14 protein-coding genes are annotated in these 21,082 nt (G+C 54.1%); 12 read left to right on the top strand and 2 right to left on the bottom strand.

The features are described from left to right. Positions 1-49: 49 nt before the first annotated feature. A complete protein-coding gene (locus B3729_RS15420) occupies positions 50-1,318 on the top strand; it encodes a malic enzyme-like NAD(P)-binding protein (RefSeq protein ID WP_150348047.1) in 1,269 nt (422 codons plus the stop codon). Positions 1,319-1,364: 46 nt separating this feature from the next. On the opposite strand, the gene B3729_RS15425 is transcribed toward B3729_RS15420, so the two are convergent. Next, positions 1,365-3,791 carry a penicillin-binding protein 1A gene (locus B3729_RS15425; RefSeq protein ID WP_286788304.1) on the bottom strand — a complete coding sequence of 809 codons (2,427 nt, stop codon included), beginning with the start codon at positions 3,789-3,791 and terminating at the stop codon, positions 1,365-1,367. Positions 3,792-3,972: 181 nt separating this feature from the next. Between B3729_RS15425 and B3729_RS15430 the strand changes: the two genes are divergently transcribed. The 11 genes from B3729_RS15430 to hemE all read left to right on the top strand — a co-directional run bounded on the left by B3729_RS15430 (position 3,973) and on the right by hemE (position 19,581). Beyond that, a complete protein-coding gene (locus B3729_RS15430; protein WP_019363985.1) occupies positions 3,973-5,037 on the top strand; it encodes a pilus assembly protein PilM in 1,065 nt (354 codons plus the stop codon). After that, positions 5,037-5,624: a PilN domain-containing protein gene (locus B3729_RS15435; RefSeq protein ID WP_010797031.1), complete on the top strand. Its 588-nt coding sequence runs from the start codon at positions 5,037-5,039 to the stop codon at positions 5,622-5,624. The genes B3729_RS15430 and B3729_RS15435 overlap by 1 nt, the downstream gene beginning before the upstream one ends. Then, entirely contained in the window at positions 5,621-6,244 is a 624-nt protein-coding gene (gene pilO / locus B3729_RS15440; RefSeq protein ID WP_010797032.1) for a type 4a pilus biogenesis protein PilO, read from the top strand. The genes B3729_RS15435 and pilO overlap by 4 nt, the downstream gene beginning before the upstream one ends. After that, positions 6,241-6,765, top strand: coding sequence for a type 4a pilus biogenesis lipoprotein PilP (gene pilP, locus B3729_RS15445; protein WP_010797033.1), 525 nt, complete (start codon positions 6,241-6,243; stop codon positions 6,763-6,765). The genes pilO and pilP overlap by 4 nt, the downstream gene beginning before the upstream one ends. 9 nt (positions 6,766-6,774) lie before the next feature. Beyond that, the gene (pilQ, locus tag B3729_RS15450; protein ID WP_010797034.1) at positions 6,775-8,901 is read left to right on the top strand and encodes a type IV pilus secretin PilQ; all 2,127 of its coding nucleotides are present in this window, start codon (positions 6,775-6,777) and stop codon (positions 8,899-8,901) included. 5 nt (positions 8,902-8,906) lie between these two features. Beyond that, a complete protein-coding gene (aroK, locus tag B3729_RS15455; RefSeq protein WP_037030744.1) occupies positions 8,907-9,425 on the top strand; it encodes a shikimate kinase AroK in 519 nt (172 codons plus the stop codon). A gap of 49 nt (positions 9,426-9,474) precedes the next feature. Then, a complete protein-coding gene (gene aroB / locus B3729_RS15460) occupies positions 9,475-10,578 on the top strand; it encodes a 3-dehydroquinate synthase (protein ID WP_286788305.1) in 1,104 nt (367 codons plus the stop codon). A 10-nt stretch (positions 10,579-10,588) separates the two neighbouring features. Then, positions 10,589-12,193 carry an SPOR domain-containing protein gene (locus B3729_RS15465; RefSeq protein WP_286788306.1) on the top strand — a complete coding sequence of 535 codons (1,605 nt, stop codon included), beginning with the start codon at positions 10,589-10,591 and terminating at the stop codon, positions 12,191-12,193. A gap of 214 nt (positions 12,194-12,407) precedes the next feature. Beyond that, positions 12,408-16,856 (top strand): glutamate synthase large subunit, encoded by a 4,449-nt coding sequence (gltB, locus tag B3729_RS15470; protein ID WP_122043466.1) that lies wholly within the window; start codon positions 12,408-12,410, stop codon positions 16,854-16,856. Between the two features lie 103 nt (positions 16,857-16,959). Further along, on the top strand, positions 16,960-18,378 hold the full coding sequence (locus B3729_RS15475; protein WP_286788307.1) for an FAD-dependent oxidoreductase: 1,419 nt from the start codon (positions 16,960-16,962) through the stop codon (positions 18,376-18,378). A 135-nt stretch (positions 18,379-18,513) separates the two neighbouring features. Then, the gene (gene hemE, locus B3729_RS15480) at positions 18,514-19,581 is read left to right on the top strand and encodes a uroporphyrinogen decarboxylase (RefSeq protein ID WP_286788308.1); all 1,068 of its coding nucleotides are present in this window, start codon (positions 18,514-18,516) and stop codon (positions 19,579-19,581) included. A gap of 54 nt (positions 19,582-19,635) precedes the next feature. On the opposite strand, the gene B3729_RS15485 is transcribed toward hemE, so the two are convergent. Continuing rightward, entirely contained in the window at positions 19,636-20,952 is a 1,317-nt protein-coding gene (locus B3729_RS15485; protein WP_286788309.1) for an MFS transporter, read from the bottom strand. Positions 20,953-21,082: the final 130 nt, after the last annotated feature.

The following is a 21,082-nucleotide window of genomic DNA, read 5'->3' on the forward strand; positions in this document are numbered from 1 at the left end:
CGTATCCTCCATCCACTTTTGACCCAACACGCCATAGCGGATACTTATAATGTCTGACTTGAAAACAGCCGCTCTCGAATACCATGCTCAACCCCGTCCAGGTAAGTTGAGCGTTGAACTGACCAAGCCTACCGCTACCGCTCGTGATCTGTCTCTGGCTTACAGCCCGGGTGTAGCAGAGCCTGTCCGCGAAATCGCTCGTGATGCCGAGCTCGCCTACCAGTACACCGGTAAAGGTAACCTGGTTGCTGTGATCTCTGACGGTACAGCCATCCTTGGTCTGGGTAATCTGGGACCATTGGCGTCAAAGCCGGTTATGGAAGGCAAGGGTGTCCTGTTCAAGCGCTTTGCCGGTATCGACGTGTTCGATATCGAAGTCGATGCCGAAAGTCCGCAGGCGTTCATTGATACCGTAAAACGCATTTCCATTACCTTCGGTGGTATCAACCTGGAAGACATCAAAGCGCCTGAGTGCTTCGAGATCGAAAAGGCTCTGATCGAGCAGTGCAATATTCCGGTTTTTCATGATGATCAGCACGGTACGGCTATCGTGACTGCGGCCGGCATGCTGAATGCGTTGGAGATTGCTGGCAAGAATCTAGAAGATGCCAAGATCGTTTGCCTGGGGGCAGGTGCAGCAGCCATTTCCTGCATGAAGCTGCTAATTAGCATGGGCGCCAAGGTCGAAAATATTTTCATGCTGGATCGTCAGGGTGTGATCCATTCTGGTCGTACCGATCTCAACCAGTACAAGGCTATCTTTGCGACCGAGACTGACAAGCGTACCTTGTCTGACGCGCTGGATGGCGCTGATGTCTTCGTTGGTCTGTCTGGTGCGAACCTGCTGAGCGCTGAGGATTTGCAGCGCATGGCGCCGAATCCCATCGTATTCGCCTGCTCTAACCCGGATCCGGAGATCAAGCCGGAATTGGCTCATGAAACCCGTTCAGATGTCATTATGGCCACTGGCCGTTCCGACTATCCGAACCAGGTGAACAACGTGTTGGGTTTCCCCTTCATTTTCCGAGGCGCACTGGATGTGCGGGCTACGGTTATCAATGAAGAAATGAAGATTGCAGCGGCTCATGCGCTACGGGATCTTGCCAAGCTTCCAGTGCCGAAGGAGGTATGTGAGGCCTATGGTGTTGATGAGTTGAGCTTTGGCCGTGGATATATCATTCCAAAGCCCATGGATCCTCGTCTGATCACAGTGGTCTCCGATGCAGTCGCCAAGGCGGCTATCGAGTCGGGCGTAGCGACCCGTGCATACCCGGCACACTATCCGCTCAAGTCGGTTAGTGACGTTTTTAGTCACTAACCAGGACAATAAAAAACCCCGCTTAGGCGGGGTTTTTTATTGTCCTTTAGAATAGGTCCATTGGGGCAGACTCATCGGACGGAAGTGGCGTGCCAGGCGAGCTGCCTGGGCCTAGCTCATCCATGGGCGGCGGTGTGTCTTCATTCTTGAACAGCTCGAAGTACGCGTCAGGGGTACCAGGCGGAGCCGCTCGGCCACTGACAGGATCAATGCGCAGCGTGGCAATTCCCGGTGGTTCCGCTGGCAGGTGGTCGGGTTTACCTTCCAAAGCACTGCCCATGTACTGCATCCAGATAGGAAGTGCCACATTACCGCCAAACTCATGACGACCCAGCGTGTCAGGCTGATCAAAGCCTACCCATACCGTAGTAACGTAATCAGCGTTATAGCCGGAGAACCATGTGTCTTTTGAGTCGTTTGTCGTTCCGGTTTTACCTGCTAAGTCCCCGCGCTTCAGCTCAAGCGCTCGACGACCCGTGCCGCGCTTGATCACATCCTGCAGCATGCTGGTCATGATATAGGCGTTACGCGGATCAATGATTTGCGGTGCAATGGCAGGTGTCTGACTCATCGTGCCGTCGGCGTTGGTTACGCTGGCAGGTGTTACCTGAACATTCTCCGGGGCAGCTGCCGCAGTATTTGTGTTCTGCGGAACACGTGGCGGATTAGCCTGATAAAGCAGTTGTCCGTCGCGACTCTCAACCTTCGAGATAATGTAAGAGTTGACCTTGTAGCCGCCGTTTGCAAAAGCTGTCCAGCCATTGGCAATTTCCATTGGCGTAAGGCCGGGTGTACCCAACGCCAACGAAAGGTTGCGTGGCAGAAGGTCCTTTTCAAAGCCGAAGCGGGTTACATAGTTAATCGCATAATCGATACCAATGGCCTGCAGAAGGCGAATGGAGACCAGGTTGCGCGAGCGATACAGTGCCTCACGCAGGCGTATAGGGCCCAAGAAGGTGTTCGTATCGTTCTTGGGACGCCACGCCTCGTCCATGCTGCTGTCCATAAACACGATAGGCGCGTCATTAACGAGCGAGGCTGCGGTATAGCCTTTATCCAGGGCGGCACTATAAATGAATGGCTTGAAGCTCGAGCCCGGCTGACGACGAGCCTGGGTGGCGCGATTGTAGTTGCTTTGCTCGAACGAGAACCCACCCACCAAGGCCTGAATGGCACCGTCTTGTGGATCAAGCGATACCAGCGCGCTTTGAGCCTTTGGCACCTGGACAAATCGCAAGCTGCCATCTTCTTGACGCAGAATACGAATCAGGTCACCTACTTTGACGACATCGCCAGGCGCATTCGGTTTAGGCCCCATGCTGTTGGCACTAATATAAGGGCGAGCCCATTTCATATTTTCCCAGGCTACAGCTTCTTCCTTGTCGTTTGCTGTCAGGACCAATATGCCGCTTTTTTCGGTCTGGGTGACGATGGCTGGCTCCAATCCTCCAACAGTACGATGGGATTGCAGCAGGTTTAACCATTCACTGCGCGACTTGTTCGGATAATGCGCTTCAGCTCCACGATAGCCGTGGCGCTGGTCATAGTCGATCAAGCCGTTGCGCACGGCGGCATTGGCAACGTTCTGCAGGTGGCTATCGATAGTCGTCGTAACCTTATAACCCTCTGTATAGGCATCGCTACCATACCGTCCGACCATTTCCGCTCGAGCCATCTCAGCGACATAGGGCGCTGCGAGCTCCGGTACGGCGACGTGATGGTAGGCGTCGATAGGTTCAGCCACGGCCGTTTCGTAGGCGCGCTGATCGATATAACCCAGCTTTAGCATTCGCTCGAGAATCCAGTTTCGTCTCTCCTTGCTGCGCTCGGGGTTTACGATCGGGTTATAGCGTGACGGTGCTTTTGGCAGGCCGGCAATCATCGCTTTCTGGGCTAGCGTCAGCTCATTGATTGATTTGCCGTAGTACACCTGTGCAGCGGCCTCGATTCCATAGGCGCGGTTGCCCAGATAAATCTTGTTGACATAGAGCTGCAGAATTTCATCCTTTGTAAGCTGGCGCTCAATTTGCAAGGCCAACAGTATCTCGGTGAATTTACGTGAAAAACTGCGTTCGCTGGTCAGGAAATAATTCTTGGCCACCTGCATGGTGATGGTGCTGCCGCCGGTCTGAATGTGACCTGTTTTGACCAATTGTGCTACGGCACGCATCAGACTTTTAACGTCTACACCGTAGTGGTTGGCAAAATTGTCGTCTTCAGCCGAAAGCAGCGCATGGATGAAATCTGGAGGGATTTCGGAGAAACGTAAAGGCGAGCGCCGCATTTCTCCAAATTCAGCAATCAGCTTTCCATCTGCGCTGTAAATGCGAAGGGGGATCTGCAACTGCACGTTCCGCAGGGCATCTACCGAGGGTAGGCTCGGGCTAAGGTAGAGGAAGGCGCCGCTAAGCCCAAGAAAGACGCTGCAGACGATGCCAAGGCAAGACCACCAGATAAATTTTAACAAACGCATTGGATATGGCTTTTTCAGCTATAAAGAAGTGAATCTGGCAACAATTTTGCGAGCCAAGAAGTAGGCGCATTATAGGCAGTTTTTGGGACAGATCGCTATTTGCGCGTATGTCAAGTCTGCCAGCTAATGCCGATGAATACGAATCGCCCAATGCGTGGCGAATACAGATAGGGAAACTGTTGTGCTAGGGCTATTCAAAAAGAAGACGAATACGCTACTGGGAATCGATATCAGCTCAACGTCTGTCAAGTTGCTTGAGCTGAGTCGTGCTGGTGGACGGTATAGGGTCGAAGCCTATGCCGTTGAGCCGTTGCCGCCGAACGCCGTGGTGGAAAAGAACATTGCCGAGCTTGAAGGCGTAGGGCAAGCGCTGGGCCGGGTTCTGGCCAAGGCTCGAACGAATGCTCGAAATGCAGCAGTGGCGGTAGCGGGTTCGGCTGTTATTGCAAAGACCATCGAAATGGATGCGGGTCTTTCGGATGACGAGCTTGAAAACCAGATCAAGCTTGAGGCGGATCAGTATATTCCTTATCCCCTTGAGGAAGTGGCGATTGACTTCGAGGTTCAAGGCCAGTCGGCGCGTAATCCAGGCCGTGTTGAAGTGCTCCTTGCGGCATGTCGCAAGGAGAACGTTGAAGTCCGTGAGGCTGCGTTAGCGTTGGCCGGGCTTTCTGCCAAGGTTATTGATGTAGAAGCTTATGCTCTTGAGCGTGCTTATACGCTAATGGCCGGGCAGCTAGGCGGTAATGTCGATGAATTGACGGTTGCGATTGTTGATATTGGCGCCACGATGACTACCCTTAGCGTTCTGCATAATGGCCGTACCATTTATACGCGCGAGCAGCTCTTTGGCGGACGGCAGCTGACCGAAGAAATCCAGCGTCGTTACGGACTCTCCATCGAGGAAGCCGGTCTTGCCAAAAAGCAGGGTGGACTGCCTGATGATTATCAGGTCGAAGTATTGACCCCCTTCCGGGATGCGGTTGTCCAGCAGGTTGCCCGCTCACTGCAATTCTTCTTTGCAGCCGGACAATACAATGATGTGGACTATATCTTGCTTGCGGGAGGAACCGCGTCAATTTCCGGCCTGGATCGGCTGATCCAACAGAAAATTGGCACTCCGACCCTAGTTGCTAATCCGTTTGCTGATATGACGCTAAATAGCAAAGTCAATGCAAGTGCTCTGGCCAGCGACGCTCCGGCGCTCATGATTGCCTGCGGTCTGGCTATGAGGAGCTTCGACTGATGGCCCATATTAACCTGTTACCTTGGCGTGAACAGCTAAGGGAAGAGCGCAAGAAGCGCTTTCTGGTGGTTATTGGCGGGATGTTTGTCTTGTCGGCCGCAATCATCTTTCTAGGTGATAAGTACTTTACCTCTGCAATTGAGAACCAGGACGCCCGTAATGCCTATATACAAGGCGAAATTGCCGTTCTGGACTCTCGCATTAAGGAAATCAGTGAGCTGAAAACACGCAGACAGCAGCTCCTTGAGCGAATGAAGATCATTCAGGACTTGCAGGGCAACAGGCCTGTCATTGGCCATGTGTTTGATCAGTTGGTACGTACGTTGCCGGATGGCGTGTATTTTACTGGTCTTAAAATGCAGGGCGATACCATTTCCATTGTTGGTGAAGCGGAGTCCAACAACCGTGTTTCCAACCTTATGCGTAACTTCGAAAATTCCGAATGGCTGGCTTCGCCTAATCTGACAGAGGTCAAGGCGCTGACGTCAGGTGCAGTTGACCAGAACAATGCCTTCCAAATGACGGTAAAACAGACAAAGCCGGCTGTGCCAACGCCTGCGGTGCCCGCACAAGGAGGTAAGTCATGAGTTTGGCCGATACTCTGGCAAGCCTTCGCAAGATCGATCTGAATGATCTTGATATGGATAACCTGGGTGCATGGCCCCCAGCAGCCAAGGTGATTACCTGCATTCTGATTGTCGCTGTGGTGCTGGCGCTAGGCTATAACTTCTATCTGAAGGACATGCAGACAGAGCTGGAAAGCAAGCAGGCTCAGGAAGAAACCCTCAAGCAGCAGTTTGGGAGCAAGGCATTTCAAGCCGCTAACCTGGATGCCTACAAGGTTCAGATGACTGAAATGGAGGAGTCATTTGGTGCCATGCTGCGTCAGTTGCCCAGCGATACAGAGGTACCTGCACTGCTCGAAGATATTACGCGTACCGGGTTGAAAAGCGGTCTTGAGTTCGAGCAGATTCGTTTGCTTCCTGAAAACGTACAGCAGTTCTACGTTGAGTTGCCCATCCAGATTACGGTGGTGGGGAGCTATCACGATCTGGCGACATTTGTCAGCAGTGCCTCAAGCCTGCCGCGTATCGTGACGTTGCATGATTTCGATATCAGCCGTGTATCGCCTGACAGCGGAGCGCAGCTGCGAATGAACATTCTGGCCAAGACGTATCGCTATAACGACAAGGGATTGCACCAATGAGAGCCCGAATTCTGATGTGTGGGCTTTTGCTTGCTGCGCTGTCAGGGTGCGGTGGCGGGGATGATGTGTCCGATCTTCAAAGTTATATGGATGAAGTTCGGGCAAGGCCGAAGGGGAGTATAGAGCCATTGCCTCAGTTTCAGCCTTATGAGCCATTTGCTTATGGCGCGGCTGATATGCGCAGCCCATTCCAGCCACCTATAAAAATTGATTTAACGGCGAAGCAAAGAGGATCAAAGAACATCAAGCCTGATGAAACCAGGCCGAAACAATTTCTGGAAGGCTTCAATATTGAAACCTTCCAGATGGTGGGCACGCTTTCCAATGCATCAGGTCGTTTTGCCTTGATCAAGGGAGCTGGAGGAGTTCACCGCGTCAAGGTGGGTGATTATCTGGGTAGAAACGATGGGCGTATCGTTTCTATTACCGAAAGTCAGATTGATGTGATTGAGATCGTTCCTGATGGAGAGGGCGGCTGGCTCGAAAGACCCCGTACTCTTTCGCTAATAGAGAGTTCTTAAGGACGGGGCATGATGTTGCACAAAACTATTCTACAAAGGGTCTCAGGGAAGAGCGCCCTCACGCTGGCCATACTCTTGAGCGGAATCTGTCCCTCTTTGCTGCTGGCGGCAGATCTCAAGGCCTTGAACGTGGCCTCTTTGCCGGGCGACAGAGTCGAACTCAAACTATCGTTCGATCAGCCAGTAACAGCCCCCAAGGGCTATACCATTGAGCAACCTGCGCGCATCGCTTTGGATCTGCCTGGCGTTAATAACAAGCTAGGCGTTCGCAACAAGGAGTTGGGATCGGGGAATGCCAGAAGCGTTACCGTAGTCGAGGCGGGTGACCGCACGCGTCTTATCGTGAATCTGACTGCATTGGCGCCTTACTCGACCCGCGTTCAGGGTAACGACCTGTTCGTTGTCATTGGCGGCGACCAGGCTGCTCGCACGACTAGTGCTTCTGTCCCGGCACCATCCTTGCCGCGCTCCGGTGCTGCGCAAGCCCCAGCGCCTGCAACCAACCCTGCCGGCCGTGTCTTTTCCAGCGTGCCGAGATTGGCTGGGAAAGCCATCAGGAATATCGACTTCAAGCGAGGTGATGACGGAGAAGGTAACGTTATCATTGACCTTTCAGAAACAGGTATCAGCCCTGACATACAGGAGCAGGGTGGAAAGATTCGTCTTAACTTCGGCAAGACGCAGCTCCCTGATGCTCTACGTGTTCGGCTTGACGTCAAAGACTTTGCTACGCCAGTACAGTTTGTAAACGCCTCAAGTCAGGCTGGTGACACGGTCATTACAATTGAGCCTACAGGCGTATATGACTATCTGGCCTACCAGACAGATAACAAGCTGACCATTAGCGTCAAGCCACTGACTGCCAAGGAAAAGGAACAGCGTGCCGCTGAGCGTTTCACCTATACCGGTGAAAAATTGTCTTTGAATTTCCAAGATATCGATGTTCGCTCGGTCCTTCAGTTAATTGCTGACTTCACCGGTTTGAACCTGGTGGCCAGTGACACTGTACAAGGCAACATCACGCTGCGCCTGCAGAACGTGCCGTGGGATCAAGCGCTTGACCTTGTTCTGAAAACCAAGGGACTCGACAAGCGACAAATAGGCAACGTGCTGTTGATTGCGCCAGCGGATGAGATTGCGGCGCGTGAGCGCCAGGAATTGGAGTCACAAAAGCAGATTCAGGAGCTGGCGCCGCTACGCAGAGAGCTGATCCAGGTTAATTACGCCAAGGCTGCCGATATGGCCAAGCTGTTCCAGTCGGTTACTAAGGCTGATGCCGGACAAAGCGAGCGTGGCTCTATCACTGTCGATGATCGAACCAATAGCATCATTGCTTACCAGACCCAAGATCGCCTGGATGAGCTAAGACGAATTGTCTCTCAGCTCGATATTCCGGTTCGTCAGGTGATGATCGAGGCGAGGATCGTTGAGGCAAACGTCAACTACAACAAACAGCTAGGTGTTAACTGGTCAGGTTCTCGGTCTGGCAATGGCAACTTTACTATCAGTGGAGGCGCTGGCTCTACTACTGGGACGTCTTCACCTTTTGTAGATTTGGGTGTAGGTAGTGCAACGTCCGGTATTGGGATCGGGTTCTTGACGGGCAGTACTACTTTGGATCTTCAGTTGTCTGCCATGGAGGCTACTGGTAATGGTGAGATAGTCTCTCAACCAAAGGTAGTAACGTCTGATAAAGAAACAGCAAAAATCTTGCGTGGTACCGAGATTCCTTATCAGGAGGCCAGTTCGAGCGGTGCAACAAGTACCTCCTTTAAGGAAGCGGCGCTTTCGTTAGAGGTAACGCCTCAGATCACGCCTGATAATCGAATTATCATGGAAGTTAAGGTGAATAAGGATGCACCTGACTATCAGAATCGCCTGGATAATGGCGCTCCGCCTATTTCAAAAAACGAGGTGAATGCCAAAGTACTAGTGGCTGATGGTGAAACTATCGTAATCGGGGGCGTTTTCTCGAATACTCAAAGCAAGTCGACGAGTAAAGTACCTTTATTGGGCGATGTTCCCTATGTCGGTCGCCTATTTAGACGCGACTCGGTTACGGATGAAAAAGTAGAGCTGCTTGTCTTCCTCACTCCGCGTATCATGAACAACCAAGCTATTGCCGTTGGTCGTTGATTGAAGTGCTGAATGTGTTTCTCGTGGGTCCGATGGGTGCTGGTAAAAGCACCATCGGACGCCTGCTCGCTAAAGAGCTCCATCTCCCGTTCAAAGACGCTGACAGAGAAATCGAGCAGCGGACCGGAGCTAATATTCCCTGGATTTTTGATGTTGAGGGGGAGCAGGGCTTTCGTGAGCGGGAACGCCTGGTTCTGGAGGACCTTTGTAAATCATCAGGGCTGGTGCTTGCTACCGGAGGCGGCTCGGTACTGCATGAAGATAACAGGCGCATCCTGAAAGCAAGCGGGCATGTGATCTATTTACATGCCTCCGTCGAGCAGCAGATCGAAAGAACGGCCCGTGATCGGAACCGCCCCCTTTTGCAGACGCCCGATCCTGCACAGGTCTTGCGTAATCTGATGGCTGTTCGCGATCCGCTCTACCGTGAGATAGCGGCCACCATCATAGAAACGGACGAGCGGCCCCCTCGACTGGTCGTTCAGCAAATACTTGAGCGTTTAAAAGCACTCATCCCTCGTTAAAGGCTCTGGCGTTCTGCGTTATCCTAGCGGCCTTTCATTGGGGGGATTTATGCGAACACTAAACGTCAATTTGGGCGAGCGTAGTTATCCCATCTTCATAGGTCAGGACGTGCTGTCCCAGCAGCAGTACATTCTGCCTTACATAAAAGGCCGAAAGGTCGCCGTCGTTACCAACGAGACGGTAGCGCCTCTTTATTTGGAAAAGCTCAAAGCCACACTGCAGGGTAAAGAAGTAACCGCTGTCGTGCTGCCTGATGGAGAGCGCTATAAAACATGGGAAGTTCTACAAAAAATCTTTAATGCCTTGCTTGAGGACAAACATGACCGTGCCACCACTATCATTGCCCTGGGCGGGGGTGTGATCGGTGACATGGCAGGGTTTGCAGCTGCATGTTATCAACGGGGCGTTGATTTCATTCAGGTTCCAACCACTCTGTTGTCACAGGTTGATTCCTCCGTGGGGGGTAAAACCGGAATCAATCATCCGCTTGGCAAGAACATGGTAGGCGCGTTCTATCAACCTAAGGCTGTAGTGATCGATACCTCCAGCCTTGTTACGTTACCTGAACGTGAGCTGTCAGCTGGGCTTGCTGAAGTCATCAAGTATGGCTTGATCTGCGATGAGCCTTTCCTGGTATGGCTGGAAGAAAGCATCGATCAATTACGCTTGCTGGATCAATCCAGGCTGAGCGAGGCTATAGAGCGCTCCTGTGCAGCGAAGGCTGATGTGGTTGGCGCGGATGAGCGGGAGTCCGGCATTCGAGCCACGCTGAACTTGGGGCATACGTTTGGGCATGCAATCGAGGCGCACCAGGGGTATGGCTCATGGCTGCATGGTGAGGCGGTTGCTGCCGGTACGGCGATGGCGCTGGAAATGTCTTGTCGTCTGGGTTGGCTGAGCCGTGATGATCAGATTCGAGCCCTACGGTTATTCAAGCGTGCGGGGCTTCCTGTCGTTCCTCCTGCTAGCATGTCGCCTGACGATTTCATGAAATACATGGCGGTTGATAAAAAGGTTCTGGATGGCCAGTTACGCCTTGTGCTGCTCAAGCGGTTGGGCGAGGCCGTGGTAACCAGTGATTTCCCTTATGACACCCTCAAGCAGACGCTAAGTGCCGATTATCAGGCTTTGGCGGAACAGCTCGGAGATTGAAAGAAGTCTTATGTCCAGTCTGCATGCCGACGAGGCCTTCCTCGGCCATTACGAATTTACTCACGATCCTTTTGCGCCACGCGTGCCAGGATTCAAGTTTTATCCTGCCCAGCGCAAAACGGTTCTCGGGCAGCTACATCATCTTGCTCGCTATAGCCATCTTCTGCTTGCGGTAACAGGGCCTGCCGGAAGCGGGAAAACCTTGCTGAGACAGGCGCTTGTTGCCAGTACCAAAAAGGATGCGGTCCATAATGTTGTCGTGTCGGCACGTGAGGTGCAGGACAAGAACACACTATTGCGCAAGTTAAGTCAGGGATTGGGCACGCCTCAAGCGAGCATCGAAGCGGTGCTATCTCAGGTTGGTCAAGTGACATTGACTGGCCAGGAAGTCTATTTTCTGGTCGACGATGCCCATGAGTTGGATGATGACGCACTGGAAGCCCTGTTGGCATTGGCAGAAGGTGATGAGAAGAATCGCCCTCATGTATTCCTGTTTGGGGACGCCGAGCTGACAGGTAAGCTGGAAAGCCTTGCGCAAGGCGAGGAGCGCTACCACGCCATCGAGCTTTTGCCTTATACCGAAGAGGAAACTCAAGGGTATCTGGCGCAGCGCCTGGAAGGTGCTGGCCAAAGTATTGATATTTTTACGCCAGAGCAGATCGAGACCATTCACCAGACCTCCGGTGGATGGCCGGGGGAGATCAACGAAGCTGCGCGAGACGTGTTGATCAGCGGCATGCTGAGTCAGCGTGGCGGTGGTGGTAGCAAATTCAAGGGTGGTCAACAGCTATTGGCTAACCTGCCTCGCAAGCACCTGATCATTGTGGCAGTCATCGCTGTCGGTGTCTTGGCGGCGTTGCTCATGAAGGGTAATGATTCATCGCCCAAGATGGCCTCGACTGACGGGACCGAACAATCCCAAGGGGATGGCAAGTCGGGAACGGCAATTAAGTTCGATGGTTCTTCCCAGCCTTTGCCGTTGCCTTTGGTCGGTGAGGCTCAGCCCGTCATCCGTGAGCCGCTGGCTCAGGCAGCAGGGCAGGAGGAGTCTGAAGGCAATGGCGTGAGCGGCTCTATTCAGTCTGGCGAAGACGATTTTTCCTCAACGCCAGCTGAGATGCCTTCTGCCCAGGCGCCTGTCAGTGTAACGGCTCCAACGCGTCCCCTGGCGCCGGCCGCAACGCCTGCTCCAGCCGAGCCTGTACATACAACACCCAGACAGGTTGCTTCTGCGCCGGTCAAGCCTGAAGTCAAGGTTGAGCCCAAGCCTGCGCCGGCAAAGTCTGCAGCTCAGGAAACACCCAAGACAGCTCAGGGCAATGGCGGTGGCTGGTACAGCACTCAGGGTGGAACGCACTATGCGCTTCAGGTGTTAGGAACCAGCTCTGAAAGCAGTGCGCAAGCCTTTATTCAGCAGCAAAGCGATAGCGCCAATTATCGTTATTTCAAAAAGCAGTACCAAGGTAAGGCGCTTTATGTTGTGACCTATGGTAGTTTCGCTAACCGTGCGGCAGCTGAGGCAGCTGTGAAACAATTGCCTGCCAAGGTTCAGTCGGCCAAGCCATGGCCTCGCACGTTTGCCAGCATCCAGCAGGATATCGCTTCAACGCGATAATTCTTTAGACAGCGCCCATGTTGCATATATCATTTTGCGACATGGGCGTATTTCATTTTTAGGACTCTAAGATTCAGGATCGCGACAAAAACTTTGTCTTGTTCTGATATCCGGTATACAATGTCATCCCTTTGCCTGCCGTAAAAGTAGCGTGCCCAAGCGCCTGGCAGTGACAAGTGGATTGACTAGAAATAGATTGCCGGTGAGAGTTCCCATGAAAGCAGGCCTGTACAATCCTGAAACGTTCAAGGATAACTGCGGCTTCGGCCTGATTGCCCATATGCAGGGCCAGGCGAGTCACCATTTGCTGCAAACGGCCATCGAGGCCCTGACCTGCATGACGCATCGCGGCGGTATCAATGCAGACGGCAAAACCGGCGACGGTTGCGGTCTGTTGATACAAAAGCCCGACGCGTTCCTTCGCGCTGTCGCTTTAGAAACATTCGGCGTTGAGCTACCCGCCCAATACGCCGTTGGCATGGTTTTCCTCAATCAGGACGACCAAAAGGCCGATGTGGCCAGAAACCACATGAATTCCGAATTTGCTGCTGCTGGCCTTACCGTGGTCGGGTGGCGCAAGGTTCCCGTGGATACCTCTGTATTAGGACCTTTGGCGCTTGAGCGCCTACCTAAGATCGAGCAGGTATTCATTAGCGGTGAAGGTCTCGATGATCAGCAGTTCGCCGTAAAGTTATTCACATCCCGCCGCCGTTCTTCAGTATTGAACAAGAACGATGCGGAGCATTATGTCTGCAGTTTGTCCAGTAAGGTCATCATCTATAAAGGCTTGATGATGCCAGCAGATCTGGCTGCGTTTTTCCCGGACCTCGGCGATGAACGTTTGCAGACTGCCATTTGCGTGTTCCATCAGCGCTTTTCGACCAACACGCTGCCCAAGTGGCCGTTGGCGCAGCCATTCCGCTATCTGGCGCATAATGGTGAGATCAATACCATCACGGGCAACCGTAACTGGGCCCGAGCGCGGCGTACCAAGTTCGTCAATGAGCTGCTTCCTGACCTGGATAGCCTGGGTGATTTGGTCAATACCGTAGGGTCCGACTCCTCAAGCATGGATAACATGCTCGAATTGCTGGTGACCGGCGGAATGGACCTGTTCCGTGCCGTGCGCATGATCATTCCGCCAGCCTGGCAGAACGTCGAAACGATGGACTCAGGGCTTCGCGCATTCTATGAATTCAACTCCATGCACATGGAGCCATGGGATGGTCCGGCTGGAGTTGTATTGACAGATGGGCGCTATGCCGTCTGCCTGCTTGATCGCAACGGCTTGCGTCCTGCCCGCTGGGTAACAACCAAGAATGGCTATATCACCCTGGCCTCGGAAGTGGGTGTCTGGGATTACGAACCCAGTGACGTGATTGCCAAGGGGCGTGTCGGTCCGGGTCAGATCCTTGCGGTCGATACCGAAACCGGACAGGTGCTTGAGGCAGATGATATCGATAACCGTCTGAAATCACGCCATCCTTACAAGCAGTGGCTGCGCAAGAATGCCCTGCGTATTCAGGCTACATTGGACGATAAGGATCATGGATCGCCTTTTTACGATTCGGATCGTCTGCGTCAGTACATGAAAATGTTCCAGGTCACGTTCGAAGAACGCGATCAGGTGCTGCGTCCATTGGCCGAGCAGGGGCAGGAAGCCGTCGGTTCCATGGGTGACGATACACCGATGGCCGTGCTGTCCAAGCGTATCCGTTCGAACTATGACTACTTCCGTCAGCAGTTTGCGCAGGTGACCAACCCGCCTATCGACCCGCTGCGTGAAGCCATTGTCATGTCGCTCGAGACTTGTCTAGGTGCCGAGCGCAACGTGTTCGAGGAGACGGCCGAACATGCCAACCGCGCAATCCTGAGTTCGCCGGTTATATCGCCCGCCAAGTGGCGTACCCTGATGACGCTAGAGCGTCCCGGGTTTGATCGTTTCGTCATTGATCTCAACTATGATGAAAGCGTGGGGCTGGAAGCGGCGGTACGAAATATTGCCGATCAGGCCGAGGAAGCGGTTCGTGCAGGAAAAGTTTTGATTGTACTGTCGGACCGTGCAATCGAGCCGGGCAAGCTGCCTGTGCATGCGTCCCTGGCAGTAGGTGCTGTTCATCACCGCCTGGTGCATACCGGACTGCGCACCGACTGCAACATCCTGGTTGAAACCGCAACTGCCCGCGATCCTCATCACTTTGCGGTGCTGATTGGTTTTGGCGCGACAGCGGTTTATCCCTTCCTGGCCTATGAGGTATTGGGTGACCTGATCCGTACGGGCGAAGTCCTGGGTGATCTTTATGAGGTCTTCAAGTACTACCGCAAGGGAATTACCAAAGGGCTGCTGAAAATCCTGTCCAAGATGGGTATTTCCACTGTGGCTTCCTACCGTGGCGCCCAGTTGTTTGAGGCGGTTGGTTTGTCCAGCGAGGTGACGGATCTATGCTTTCCGGGCGTTACCAGCCGCATACAGGGCGCCCGCTTTGCCGACATCGAAGTCGAGCAGAAGCTGCTGGCAAACGAAGCCTGGAGCAACCGTAAGCCGATCCAGCAGGGCGGCCTGCTGAAGTATGTCTACGGTGGTGAGTATCACGCGTATAACCCGGATGTTGTCAATCTGCTCCAGGCAGCTGTTCAGCAAGGCGACTATGCACGGTTCCGTGAGTATTCCGCCCTGGTTGATCAGCGTCCCGTAGCCATGATTCGTGACCTGCTCAAGGTTAAGGTCAGCGACACGCCGCTGGCGCTTGAAGAAGTCGAGCCGCTGGAAAGCATTTTCAAGCGTTTCGATGCCGCCGGTATCTCGCTCGGTGCCCTGTCTCCAGAGGCGCATGAGGCACTGGCCGAGGCAATGAACCGCTTGGGCGGCCGCTCTAACTCGGGTGAGGGCGGTGAAGACCCGGCGCGTTACGGCACGCTGAAAAGCTCCAAGATTAAGCAGGTAGCCACAGGACGTTTCGGTGTGACGCCAGAATACCTGGTCAATGCTGAAGTCCTGCAAATCAAGGTGGCCCAGGGCGCCAAGCCGGGCGAAGGCGGGCAGCTGCCGGGCGGGAAGGTGAATGGCCTGATCGCTCAGTTGCGCTATGCCGTACCGGGCGTCACTCTGATCTCCCCACCACCCCATCACGATATCTACTCGATTGAAGACTTGGCCCAGCTGATCTTTGATCTCAAACAGGTCAATCCAAAGGCGCTGGTGTCCGTTAAACTGGTATCGGAGCCTGGCGTTGGTACGGTAGCGGCCGGTGTCGCTAAGGCTTATGCCGATCTGATTACCATCTCCGGCTATGACGGTGGTACAGGTGCATCACCAGTGACATCTATCAAGTACGCGGGCAGTCCTTGGGAGTTGGGACTGGCCGAGGCGCATCAGACATTGCGTGGCAACGACCTGCGTGGAAAGGTTCGCGTACAGACCGATGGCGGTCTCAAAACCGGCCTTGACGTGATCAAGGCGGCGATTCTAGGTGCAGAAAGCTTTGGCTTTGGTACCGCGCCGATGATTGCATTGGGTTGTAAGTACCTGCGTATCTGTCACCTGAACAACTGCGCTACCGGCGTGGCGACCCAGAACGATAAGCTGCGCAAGAACCATTTCATCGGTACCGTTGAGATGGTGACCAACTTCTTCACCTTTGTGGCAGAAGAAACACGCGAGTGGCTGGCGCGCCTGGGTGTAAGAAGCTTGGGTGAGTTGATCGGCCGTACCGATCTGTTAGAGATCCTGCCTGGCGAAACGGCCAAGCAGCACAACCTTGATCTGACGCCACTTCTGGGTAGCGACCATATTCCGGCAGACAAGCCCCAGCACTGCCTTGTTGAGAAGAACCCGCCATTTGACCAGGGTCTCCTGGCTGAGGAAATGGTCCGCCTGGCCCAGTCAGCTATCGAAGGTAAGACGGGCGGTGAGTTCAGTCTGAAGGTAAGCAACTGTGACCGCTCCATTGGCGCACGTGTATCCGGTGAGATTGCTCGTCAGCATGGCAACCAGGGTATGACGTCGGCGCCTATCACGTTCCGCTTTACAGGAACGGCAGGGCAGAGCTTTGGCGTATGGAATGCCGGTGGCCTGAACCTCTATCTTGAGGGTGACGCCAACGATTATGTGGGCAAGGGTATGACAGGCGGCAAGCTGGTCATCACTCCGCCCAAGGGTAGCGCCTTCAAGAGTCAGGAGTCGGCCATCATTGGTAACACCTGCTTGTACGGTGCCACGGGTGGCAAACTGTTTGCGGCGGGTACCGCGGGCGAGCGATTTGGTGTTCGTAACTCTGGTGCCCATGCGGTCGTCGAGGGAACCGGTGATCACTGCTGCGAATATATGACCGGTGGCTTCATCTGCGTTCTGGGCAAGACGGGTTACAACTTCGGCTCCGGTATGACAGGCGGCTTCGCCTACGTGCTGGACATGGATAACAGCTTTGTTGACCGTGTTAACCATGAACTCGTGGAAATTCAGCGTATCAGCAACGAGGCCATGGAGGCTTATCGCAGTCACCTGAGCCGCGTGCTGACCGAGTACGCCGAGGAAACGGGCAGTGAGTGGGGACACTATCTGCTCGAAAACCTGGATGATTATTTCCGCAAGTTCTGGTTGGTGAAGCCCAAGGCTGCCAGCCTGGCCTCACTGCTATCCACTACTCGGGCAAATCCGCAGTAATGCTATAGGCAACCAGCGCCTGACACTTTGTCAGGCGCTGGTTGCGACCGTGAGTTTTCCTGCAGCAGCGAGACATGAACGCTGCCGTGATGAGGTTTAGGTAATGGCTGAACGTCTGAATAACGACTTCCAGTTCATAGAGGTCGTCCGCAAGGACCCGAAGAAGAAACTCCTGCGTCAGCGCAAGAAAGAATTCGTTGAGATTTACGATCCGTTTAAGCCGCAGCAGGCATCTGAGCAGGCGCACCGCTGCCTGGGATGCGGCAACCCTTACTGCGAGTGGAAGTGCCCGGTTCACAACTACATACCAAACTGGCTGAAGCTGGTTTCGGAAGGCAATATCCTGGCTGCAGCCGAGCTGGTCCATCAGACCAATACGCTGCCCGAAGTTTGTGGTCGTGTGTGTCCGCAGGACCGCTTGTGTGAGGGCGCATGCACCCTGAACGATGGTTTCGGTGCCGTTACCATCGGTTCGGTAGAGAAATATATCGCTGATACCGCTTTTGCCATGGGTTGGCGGCCGGATATGTCCAAGGTAGTGCCAACCGGCAAGCGGGTTGCCATCATTGGTGCAGGTCCTGCGGGTCTTGGCTGCGCCGATATTCTCGTCCGCAACGGCGTTACGCCTGTTGTGTTCGATAAGAATCCGGAAATTGGCGGTCTGGTAACGTTTGGCATTCCCGAGTTCAAGCTTGAGAAAAGCGTGATGGCGCGCCGCCGCGAGGTCTTTACCGGTATGGGGATAGAGTTCCGCCTCAATACCGAGATAGGCAAGGACATCACAGTGGAGCAGCTGCTTGAGGAATACGATGCGCTCTTCATGGGGATGGGAACTTATACCTATATGAAAGGCGGTTTCCCTGGCGAAGATTTGCCAGGTGTGCACGATGCCCTGGATTTTCTGGTGGCTAATGTCAACCGTAACCTGGGCTTCGAGAGGTCTGCTGACGAGTTTGTCGATATGAAAGGCAAGCGCGTTGTGGTTCTGGGCGGCGGTGATACCGCGATGGATTGCAACCGCACCTCGATTCGCCAGGGTGCCAAGAGCGTAACCTGTGCTTACCGTCGCGATGCCGAGAACATGCCGGGCTCGCGTCGTGAGGTGAAGAATGCCAAGGAGGAGGGCGTTAAGTTCCTCTTCAATCGCCAGCCGATTGCGATCATTGGTGAAGACAAGGTGGAAGGCGTTAAGGTTGTCGAAACGCGTCTGGGCGAGCCGGATGCCCGGGGCCGTCGCAGCCCTGAACCGATTCCGGGATCCGAAGAGATCCTGCCGGCAGATGCGGTAGTCATCGCTTTCGGTTTCCGCCCAAGCCCCGCAGAGTGGTTCGAGCAACATGCGATTGCAATGGATAATCAGGGCCGTGTAGTCGCTCCCTCTGTCGGTCAGTTCAAGCATCAAACCAGCAACCCCAAGATTTTTGCGGGCGGCGATATGGTGCGAGGTTCGGATCTGGTGGTGACTGCAGTATTCGAAGGTCGTACTGCAGCTGAAGGTATCCTGGATTACCTGGGCGTTTGAAGCACCAGCCATAAGCTGCTTTGCAGTTCAAGGGCAAAGCGGTTAAGGGCTCGATAGATAAAAGGCACGGATCTCTCCGTGCCTTTTATTTTTGTGTCTGAGAAAATGACAGTACTTTCTTGACGGATATTTTCCATGACTGCTTTGAAGAACGACCGTTTTCTCCGTGCCTTGCTCAAGCAACCCGTTGATGTGACGCCCGTCTGGATGATGCGGCAGGCCGGTCGTTATCTCCCGGAGTATCGCGCTACGCGTGGCCGTGCCGGTGACTTCATGAGTCTGTGCATGAATCCTGAGTTGGCCTGCGAAGTCACACTGCAGCCGCTCGAGCGTTATCCGCTGGATGCCGCCATCCTCTTTTCAGACATTCTGACCATCCCGGACGCCATGGGATTAGGCCTCTATTTCGAGACAGGTGAGGGGCCCCGCTTCAAAAAGCGTATTGAGTCCGCTGCGGATATCGAGGCCTTGCCAATACCGGATCCGGAAGCGGATCTGGGCTATGTCATGAATGCGGTCCGTACCATTCGCCGTGAGCTCAATGGGCGTGTACCTCTGATCGGATTCTCGGGAAGCCCTTGGACGTTGGCGACTTACATGGTCGAGGGAGGCTCATCCAAGGACTTTCGTCGTAGCAAGGCGATGCTTTATGACAATCCGCATGCCATGCACAACCTGCTCGATAAACTGGCCCGCTCGGTAACCGCCTATCTGAATGGTCAGATTCAGGCAGGTGCCCAGGCGGTACAGATCTTTGATACATGGGGAGGCAATCTGTCTTCGGCGGCTTATCAGGAGTTTTCTCTCGCCTACATGCGCAGGATTGTTGATGGCCTGATTCGTGAGCGTGAAGGCCGCAAGATTCCTGTCATCCTGTTTACCAAGAATGGCGGTCTTTGGTTGGAGAGCATGGCGGCCTCTGGCGCAGACGCATTGGGACTGGATTGGACATGCGACATTGGCGATGCCCGTAGCCGTGTAGGTGACAAGGTGGCGCTACAAGGCAATATGGACCCGGCGGTACTGTATGCCAAGCCTGACGCGATCCGTTCAGAGGTGGCGCGGATTCTGGCTCGCTACGGTAAAGGCTCCGGGCATGTTTTCAATCTGGGGCACGGAATCACGCCGGAGGTAGACCCTGCGCATGCAGGTGCCTTCATCGAAGCTGTTCATGAGCTCTCGGCGTCTTATCACGAGGCATAAGGCGGTCGACAAAGACCGGGCCATGCGCCCGATCCATTAAAAAGGCAAAGCCGCTCATCGAGCGGCTTTAACATTCAAGGGGAGGGCTGGCAGGCGAGCCAGGTGTAACGCAACAGCCAGTGCTCCGACCAGGAGTGTGGCGATGAACAGTCCGACACCATTCCATCCCGCTTCGTGCCAGAACACGCCGCCTAATGTTCCTGCGATGCTTGAGCCCACGTAGTAGCAGAACAGGTAAAGCGACGAAGCTTGTCCCTTTGCTTGCCGAGCACGGCGACCGATCCAGCTGCTGGCGACCGAATGAGCCCCGAAAAAGCCGAAGGTAAACAGCAGCATGCCCACCAGAACCAACGGCAGGGGGGTGAATAGCGTCAGCACCACGCCACCCAGCATCAGAAGAATCACAGCCCAAAAGACGCGGCGGCGACCAAGTTTATCCGCTAATGAGCCTACTTGGGCCGAGCTGTAGATACCCGACAGGTAGACGACTGACAAGACGCCCACAACGGCTTGACTGAGATGATAAGGCTCACCTAACAGGCGATAGCCAATATAATTAAACAACGTGACAAAGGCGCCCATTAACAGAAAGCCCTCGAGAAAGAGCCAAGGTAGCCCAGCGTCTCGAAAGTGTTGGGTAAAGCCATTGACCAGTGTGCGAGGCTTCAGGGGAGTTGGGCGGAAGTGACGTGACTCCGGCAAACGCCGCCAGAATACGATAGCGGCAATCAGCGCCAGACTGCCCAGGATTGCTAGAGCAATCCGCCAAGAGACAAAGTCCACCAAAACGCCGCTGATGACGCGCCCACTCATCCCACCCAGCGCGTTGCCGCTGATATACAGCCCCATGGATAAGCCGATGTGCTGGGGATGGATTTCCTCAGACAGATAGGTCATGGCAACGGCGGCCAGACCGGATAGCGATAGACCAACCAATGCCCGCATGACGAGAACACCTTCCCAGGTGGGCATGATGGCGCTAAGCAGCGTAAAGAAAGCGGCGGCGAAGAGTGAGACCACCATGACCGGCTTGCGGCCGATGGCATCTGAAATAGGACCTGTAACCAGTAGCCCGACCGCCATGAGCCCAGTTGATACGGAGAGCACGAGGCTGCTTTTGGCCGCCGTTATACCAAAGGCTTCGGAAAAAATGGGCATCATGGGCTGTACACAGTACAGCAGGGCAAACGTGGCGAAGCCGCCACAGAAAAGTGCAAGGGCTGTATGGATGAACTGGCGAGTGCCTTTCTCAATGTACAAATCGGCATCTTCTACTACCTGGTTGGCAGCTTCACGTGCTGCCTGAATAGGCGCAGGCTCTTCTTCAGGTTGGGCATGCTCGTGACGAGCAGGTAAAGCAGACTTACTCACGTTAAACCTCAAAATCTGGACGAACGAAAGGACGGCGCAGCGAAAGCGCTGCACAATCTGAAATTTATTATTGGTTACTGAAAGAATAAGAGCTGATGTTTATTCTTTCCAATATATTATTCGACTGATT

The sequence above is a fragment of the Pseudomonas sp. UBA3149 genome, from assembly GCF_002364655.1.
GTDB lineage: Bacteria > Pseudomonadota > Gammaproteobacteria > Pseudomonadales > Pseudomonadaceae > Chryseomonas > Chryseomonas luteola.